Raw genomic sequence first — 6,751 nt, 5'->3', positions numbered from 1 at the left:
GGCGTCGTGTCAGATAAACAATTTCTACCTGACACACCGCCTTCGCGAGCAAGCCCGCTCCCACATGGAATCTGCGTCAATGGCTCACCACGGATGGCTCTTGTTCGTTCAGCCGCCTGTGCCACCGCCCGCACCGCCAGTCCCGCCGCCGGCCGAACCGGTGCCGCCGCCCGCGCCTGAGCCCGAACCGCTGGAACCGCCATTGGTGCCGGTGCCCGAACCTGCACCGTCCGAGCCGTTGCCGCCAGAAGGCGCGCCTGGTGTGTTGTCCGGTGGCATGGTCGAGCCGCTGGTGGCGCCGGATTTGGTGCCAGTGGCGTCAGCGCCATCGTTGGCCGCGAAGCTGGCGGCCGAGGCCGTGGCGAGCAGGCCGGCGAGCATTAACGAAGTGAAAGTGCGCGTCTTCATGGTACGTCTCCAAAAAGGGGATTTACCTGATATTGGTCTGACGCGCTGAAGCGTTGGTGCCGGTCGGCTGACCAGCGGTCGATCGCGTGGCCAAGTGGCCTACTGTTCTTCTGGAATATTGGCTATTTGCCGAACCCCGCGCCGGGACTAACGTAGTCACACATTCACTCGCCCCCGGATACTCACCATGAAAGCTCGTACCGATTTCTACACCGCTTCCCCGGACGCCCTGAAAGCGATGATCGCCCTGGAAACCGCCGTTTCCAAACTGCCACTGGAAAAGACCCTGGTTGAACTGGTCAAGCTGCGCGCTTCGCAAATCAACGGCTGCGCCTTCTGCATCGACATGCACACCGCCGATGCCATCAAGGGCGGCGAAACCCCGCGTCGTCTGTTCGCCGTGACTGCTTGGCGTGAAGCGCCGTTCTTCAGCGACCGCGAACGCGCCGCGCTGCTGTGGACTGAATCGCTGACCCAACTGAGCCTGACCCACGCACCGGATGAAGATTACGAAGTCGTCGCGGCGCAGTTCACCCCGAAAGAACTGGTCGACCTGACCGTTGCAATCAGCACCATCAACAGCTGGAATCGCCTGGCCGTCGGCTTCCGCAAAACCCCGCAAGCCTAAGCTGCCCACAATCCCCTGTAGGAGCTGCCGAAGGCTGCGATCTTTTGACTTTGCTTTTAAAAGACAAGATCAAAAGATCGCAGCCTTCGGCAGCTCCTACACGGGGGTGTGGTGATATCGGGATCAATGCCCATCCGCACTCGGCGCGGCCGGTGGTTGTACCTTGCGCATCAAGGGCACCATCGCCGTGGCGATGACGAAGCAGACCATGATCATCAGAAAGGTGTCGCCGTAGGTTTGCGTTTGCGCCTCGCGGTACGTCAGCAACCACAACTGGCGCAGGCTGGCGGTGACGCCGACGTCACCGCTTTGGCCCAGCGTGGCGAAGTTGCCGCCGACCTGCGACAGCCACTGATTCATCGCCTCATTGCTGCTGTTCAGATGCTCGGCCAACCGCGTGAAATGCAGGTTGGTACGGTCATTGAGAATGGTCGCACACGCCGCAATCCCAATCGCCCCACCGAGATTGCGCATCAGGTTGAACAGGCCCGAGGCATGCTTCAAGCGTGCTGGCGCCAACCCTCCCAAGGTCAATGTCACCGCCGGCGGCACCGCCAGTTGCTGAGCAATTCCGCGCAGTGCTTGCGGCAGCATCAATTGCCCCGCGCCCCAGTCGTGGGTGATCGGGCTGAATTCCCACATCGACACCGCGAACAACCCCAGGCCGACCATCATGATCCAGCGCAGATCGACGCGATTGGCGAGAAAGGCGTAGAGCGGAATCGCCATGATCTGGAACACGCCGGTGGAGAAAACCGCCAGACCAATGTCCAGCGCGCTGTAGCCGCGCACCCGGCCGAGAAACAACGGCGTCAGGTAAATCGTCGCGAACAGGCCGATGCCGGTGACAAAGGAAAAGAAGCAGCCGAGGGCGAAATTGCGATCCTTCAAGGCGCGCAGATCAACGATCGGATTGGCCACGTGCAACGTGCGGCCAATGAAGGCCAATCCGGCGAGCCCGCTGATCCACGCCGTGGTCAAAATCGTCTGGTCGCTGAACCAGTTCCAGCGCGGGCCTTCTTCAAGGGTGTATTCGAGGCAGCCGAGAAACAGCGCGAGAAAGACCATGCTCAGATAGTCCGCGCCCTTGAGCAGCGACAATTCCGGCTGATCGATTTTCACCAGCATCGGCACCGCCACGGCGACGAAAATCCCTGGCACCAAGTTGATGTAGAACAGCCAGTGCCACGACGAAATATCGGTGATCCAGCCGCCAATCACCGGGCCCATGGTTGGCGCCAATGAGGCGACTGCGCCGATGGTCGCCGCTGCAATCACCCGCTGTTTGCCGGTGAAGAAAAAGAACGCGGTGGTGAACACCAGCGGAATCATCGAGCCGCCGAGAAAACCTTGCAGGGCGCGAAAAGCGATCATGCTCTGGATGTTCCAGGCGATGCCGCAGAGCAGACTGGCGAGGGTGAAACCGACTGCCGACGCGCAGAACAACCACCTCGTCGAGAACACGCGCGACAGCCAGCCCGACAAGGGAATCACGATGATTTCGGCGATCAAATAACTGGTCTGCACCCACGCGGTTTCATCGGTGCCGGCGGACAATCCACCGCCAATATCGCGCAACGACGCGGAGACGATCTGGATGTCGAGCAACGCGATAAACATGCCGATGCACATCGTCGCGAAGGCGAATACCTTGGTTGCGGTGGCCATGTCCGCCGCGTTGAACGGTTGCGCAGGGGCGGCGAGGGTGGCGGCGCTCATGGCGCGACGGCCACGGCGCTGGTTTCAGGCTGGGCGCGGGTGTCGACTTCTGCTGTCACTGACAGCCCCGGGCGCAGGTGGCCGAGCACGCCGTCCGCCGGGTCGAGGAGGATGCGCACCGGCACCCGCTGAACGATTTTGGTGAAGTTGCCGGTGGCGTTTTCCGGCGGCAACACGCTGAACTGCGAGCCGGTGGCGGGAGCGAGGCTGTCGAGACGACCGTGGAATTCCTGTCCGGACAGCACATCGGCGCGGATGCTTACGCGTTGGCCGGGTTTCATCCGCGCCAATTGGTCTTCCTTGAAATTGGCATCGACCCACAAGCCGCTGGCCGGCACCACCGACAATTGTTGCGAACCGGCCTGCGCATAAGCGCCAACCCGTGCGCGGCGGTTGCCGATCACGCCATCCACCGGCGCACGCAATTCGGTGTAGCCGAGATTCAACTGCGCCAGATCACGTTCGGCGCGAGCCTGCTGAAGGGCGGCGCGGGCCTGTTGTTTTTGCGTATCGATCACGGCGAGTTGGCGTTGTGCGGCGAGCAGTTCGGCCTGGGCGCGGGCGCTCAAGGCTTGCGCTGTTTTGAAGGTGGCATCGGCGCGTTGCGCACTTTCGACCGACACGGCATTGGTCGTCACCAGGCGTTTGTAGCGGGCGTTGTCGTCACGCGAGCGCGCGGTTTCGGCGCCCGCCGCATCGATGCCGGCGCGGGCCTGGCCGATCACTGCTTGCTGCAATTGTTCCGTGGCGTCGAGGTTGGCCAGCAGCGCTTCTTCAGCGGCGACCGCGCCTTCGCTTTTCGCCAGATTGGCGCGGTAGTCGCGCGCGTCGAGACGGATCAGCACATCGCCGGCCTTGACGTGCTGGTTGTCGCTGACCAGCACTTCGTCGATGTAACCGGCGACTTTCGGCCCGATCACCGTGACGTCGCCACCGATGTAGGCATCGTCGGTTTCTTCAAGAAATCGCCCGGCGCCCCACCAATGCACGGCGTAGACGCCGGCGAAAATCAGCGCGAGTAAACCGACGCCCGCAAGCAGCACGCGTCTAAGCAGGGGATGCTTGGCCTTCACCGCAACAGGTTCGAGGGTGGGCATGCTGGTCATGGCGGAATACCTGCGCAAATGGTTCGTTATTACGGCCGTAATATGACGCAGGTAATATTTGCTGGCAATTTATTTCGGATGCCGATCGTCAGTTGTTTATTTGAGCCAGTGTCCGGGTGTGCTGCCAGTCATTGATTTGAAGAAAGCGATAAACGCGCTGTCGCTGGCGAAACCCAGTTCGAACCCGCAATAGCTGAGGCTGCGCCCGGTGGCGAGCAATTCCATGGCGCGCATCAACCGCCATTGCTGGCGCCATTGTTGATAGCTCATGCCGGTTTCGCGCTGGAAGATCCGCCCGATAGTACGGCTGCTGGCGCCGATCTGTTGTTCCAGCATTTGCAACTCTGGTGGCAGACGCTCGGGCGTATTCAGCAGCGGCGCCAGACGCTTGTCCCGAGGCAGCGGCAATAGCATCGGTTGCTGCGCCGCTTCGGCGATTTCGCTCAGGCACAGACCGAGTAAATGGGCGAACTTGCCCTGTTGCCAATCAATGTCGAAATCCGCTGTTGCGATCGGCTCCAGCACGGCGCGCAGCAATGGGCTGACTTCGATCACGCAGACTTGCTGCGGCAGCTCGGCGCACAGTTCGGCAGTCAGGTAGATCGAACGGTAATCGACACTGTGCTGCATCACCGCGCGATGACTCACGCCCGGCGGAATCCACGCCGCCCGCGACGGTGGCAACAGGCACAATTGCTGGGCCAGCGTAATGCGCGTGCAGCCCTGGCGGGTGAATAGCAGTTGCCCGCGTTGATGCTGATGCAGGCCGGAATCATGGTCGCCCAAGGTTGCGGCGATACCGATCACCGGCGCGGGGTAACTGTCAGCGTCAAACGTTGCGTGAGCATCGAGCCAGGCCATGGGTTGTCCGATTTTAGCGATAAGTTGGCAGGATTCGGATAATACGCCAGTCGCCGCTTCTTAAACTCCTCTGCGGTTTACTTGAGGAGACACGAAGTATGAACAACAGAAATCTGTTGCTGCTGGCGATCGCGCTGCTGATGTTTCCGCAGATCGCGCAAACCCTGTACAGCCCGGCGCTGGGCGATATCGGACGGGTGTTTGACGTCGGCCCCGAAGCGGCGGCGCAAACCTTGTCGGTGTATTTCCTCGCGTTTGCCGTGGGCGTGGTGGTGTGGGGCCGGTTGTGCGATCGCATCGGCCGGCGTCCGACGATGCTTGCAGGGCTGGCGATTTATGCATTGGCGACGGTGATCGGCTTGCGGGTTGGCAGTTTTACCGGGTTGTTAGCGGTTCAGGCGGTGGCGGCGTTTGGTGCGGCGGTCGGCTCGGTGGTGACGCAAACCGTATTGCGCGATCGCTTTAAGGGCACGGAACTCGCGCAGGTTTTTTCAATAATGGGCATCGCGCTGGCGGCCAGTCCGGCGATCGGTTTGTTCAGCGGTGCCAGTCTGGTGCAAGCCTTTGGTTATCGCGGTGTCCTCGGCGCTTTGCTAGTGCTTGCCGTGCTGCTCTTGCTGTGGAGTATGTACACCCTGCCGGAAACCCGGCCGGAGCAACTGCCGCCGGTGAGTCTGTTTGAAACCCTTGGGCGCATGTTGCGTGACCTGGGTATCTGGCGTTCGGCGTTGTGGATTGCCTCGTTCAATGTGGCGCTGTTCAGCTACTACAGCCTCGCGCCGTTCCAGTTTCAGCGGCTGGGCTTGAGTGACACGTTGTTCGGCTACAGCGGCGTGATCCTCGCGCTGGGCTCGGGGTTTGGCGCGTGGTTCAACAAGCGTTTGTTAAAGGCCGGGGTCGCAGCGATGCAGTTGATTCGCCTCGCGGCTGTCAGCGGTTTGCTCGGTGGTCTGGGCGTTTGGTGGTTGCAGGACAGTGCGGCGTTTGTGTTGCCGATGCTGCTGATTGTGCTGGCGTTCGGTATGGCGATCCCGAATATTCTGGGGATGGCGTTGGTTGATTATGCGGATCGATTGGGCACGGCTGGGGCGTTGTTGGGGTTGTTTTACTACCTGTTGATTGGCGCGGGGTTGATGCTTGCCGGTTGGTCTCAGGCGCTTGGTGAAACCTTGATTGCGTGCAGCGCCCTGGCGTTGCTGCTGACCGCAGGAAACAGCCGGAGCAATCGAACTTCTACGCCGAGTGAAACGTTACGCTAACTCAAGTTATGGCAGTAGTTTTTTTAATAGCTAATTGATCTCGGTTACCTGTTACTTCTGACAGTAGCTAGTTTCTCTGTATTTGCCTCTAATGCATCAGTGGGGAATGGCCAAATACTATTTCTCAATATCGACCGTAACGCCACGTTAATGCCTATCCAAGGAGATGAGAAAATGAGCGAGATCACTTTTTTGCGAACACATACAGATCCGAACGACACAGAGCTTATTAATTGTAACTCGGATACGCCGACGAGAGGCGTTACCTTTGAAATCCGGCCAGCTCGAGGTTTAAAGCTTGGAGATGCAATCCAGACTACATGGGTTGGTTCATTCCGTGGTGAGGAGCTACCCGATACTAAAAAAATCATCGGTCGATTTGTCAACGAAGAAGATGTGAACAAAGGCTACTTGGAGGAAACGGTGGGCGATTATCAAACTTGCATTAAACCCATCAGGAACGGTACTGCTGACGTGCGCGTTGTGATTAATCGTGACGAAGGTAATCCTGTGCTAGGAAGTATTCGAGTCATTCTGATCAATGGTTCGGGTGATTATTGCCCTGGGCACTAATATTCACGGTTAGTTTGCGCAGCGTCACTTTGACAAGTACATCCCCTGTGGGAGATTCTATGGTTGCGAACAACGTTTTTTAGGCAGTTTTGCTGACGTATGCTTTCTCGCTCTTCAGCAGCGCGTATGCAATACGCGCGAGTTTACGTGACAAAATCACCAGCGCTTCAGTGGTGGCCTTGCCCTTGTTTCGATGA

7 protein-coding genes and 1 pseudogene are annotated in these 6,751 nt (G+C 59.4%); 3 read left to right on the top strand and 5 right to left on the bottom strand.

Annotation, left to right across the window (positions count from 1 at the left end; genetic code table 11):
- Positions 1-108: 108 nt before the first annotated feature.
- On the bottom strand, positions 109-408 hold the full coding sequence (locus GVL50_RS28295; protein ID WP_159815834.1) for a hypothetical protein: 300 nt from the start codon (positions 406-408) through the stop codon (positions 109-111).
- 187 nt (positions 409-595) lie between these two features.
- On the opposite strand from GVL50_RS28295, the gene GVL50_RS28290 reads away from it, so the two are divergent.
- Complete coding sequence (locus GVL50_RS28290) at positions 596-1,036, top strand: carboxymuconolactone decarboxylase family protein (protein WP_053121963.1); 441 nt, start codon at positions 596-598, stop codon at positions 1,034-1,036.
- Between the two features lie 123 nt (positions 1,037-1,159).
- Here the strand turns inward: GVL50_RS28290 and GVL50_RS28285 are convergent, their stop codons facing one another.
- The 3 genes from GVL50_RS28285 to GVL50_RS28275 form a co-directional block, all read right to left on the bottom strand.
- Positions 1,160-2,755: a DHA2 family efflux MFS transporter permease subunit gene (locus GVL50_RS28285; RefSeq protein ID WP_159815833.1), complete on the bottom strand. Its 1,596-nt coding sequence runs from the start codon at positions 2,753-2,755 to the stop codon at positions 1,160-1,162.
- Positions 2,752-3,861, bottom strand: a complete 1,110-nt coding sequence (locus GVL50_RS28280) for an HlyD family secretion protein (RefSeq protein WP_159815832.1) — start codon at positions 3,859-3,861, stop codon at positions 2,752-2,754. Before GVL50_RS28280 ends, GVL50_RS28285 begins: the two co-directional genes overlap by 4 nt.
- 96 nt (positions 3,862-3,957) lie before the next feature.
- The gene (locus GVL50_RS28275) at positions 3,958-4,722 is read right to left on the bottom strand and encodes a helix-turn-helix transcriptional regulator (RefSeq protein ID WP_159815831.1); all 765 of its coding nucleotides are present in this window, start codon (positions 4,720-4,722) and stop codon (positions 3,958-3,960) included.
- A gap of 98 nt (positions 4,723-4,820) precedes the next feature.
- Here GVL50_RS28275 and GVL50_RS28270 point away from each other — a divergent pair, with 98 nt between their 5' ends.
- Both GVL50_RS28270 and GVL50_RS28265 read left to right on the top strand, forming a co-directional pair.
- Positions 4,821-5,981 (top strand): MFS transporter, encoded by a 1,161-nt coding sequence (locus tag GVL50_RS28270; protein ID WP_159815830.1) that lies wholly within the window; start codon positions 4,821-4,823, stop codon positions 5,979-5,981.
- 174 nt (positions 5,982-6,155) lie between these two features.
- Positions 6,156-6,554 carry a hypothetical protein gene (locus GVL50_RS28265; protein WP_159815829.1) on the top strand — a complete coding sequence of 133 codons (399 nt, stop codon included), beginning with the start codon at positions 6,156-6,158 and terminating at the stop codon, positions 6,552-6,554.
- 79 nt (positions 6,555-6,633) lie between these two features.
- Here GVL50_RS28265 and GVL50_RS29245 read toward each other — a convergent pair.
- Positions 6,634-6,751: pseudogene (locus GVL50_RS29245) on the bottom strand (IS110 family transposase); the annotation flags it as partial.

This window comes from Pseudomonas sp. 18058 (assembly GCF_902706155.1).
In the GTDB taxonomy this organism is placed as follows: domain Bacteria; phylum Pseudomonadota; class Gammaproteobacteria; order Pseudomonadales; family Pseudomonadaceae; genus Aquipseudomonas; species Aquipseudomonas rustica.
The sequence above is the reverse complement of the archived record's forward strand: the minus strand, read 5'-3'. Positions and strand labels throughout refer to the sequence as shown.

Bases quoted from the DNA above. Each gene is read 5' to 3' on its own strand.
- GVL50_RS28295 (WP_159815834.1), bottom strand. From the start codon at position 408: ATGAAGACGCGCACTTTCACTTCGTTAATGCTCGCCGGCCTGCTCGCC.
- GVL50_RS28290 (WP_053121963.1), top strand. From the start codon at position 596: ATGAAAGCTCGTACCGATTTCTACACCGCTTCCCCGGACGCCCTGAAA.
- GVL50_RS28285 (WP_159815833.1), bottom strand. From the start codon at position 2,755: ATGAGCGCCGCCACCCTCGCCGCCCCTGCGCAACCGTTCAACGCGGCG.
- GVL50_RS28280 (WP_159815832.1), bottom strand. From the start codon at position 3,861: ATGACCAGCATGCCCACCCTCGAACCTGTTGCGGTGAAGGCCAAGCAT.
- GVL50_RS28275 (WP_159815831.1), bottom strand. From the start codon at position 4,722: ATGGCCTGGCTCGATGCTCACGCAACGTTTGACGCTGACAGTTACCCC.
- GVL50_RS28270 (WP_159815830.1), top strand. From the start codon at position 4,821: ATGAACAACAGAAATCTGTTGCTGCTGGCGATCGCGCTGCTGATGTTT.
- GVL50_RS28265 (WP_159815829.1), top strand. From the start codon at position 6,156: ATGAGCGAGATCACTTTTTTGCGAACACATACAGATCCGAACGACACA.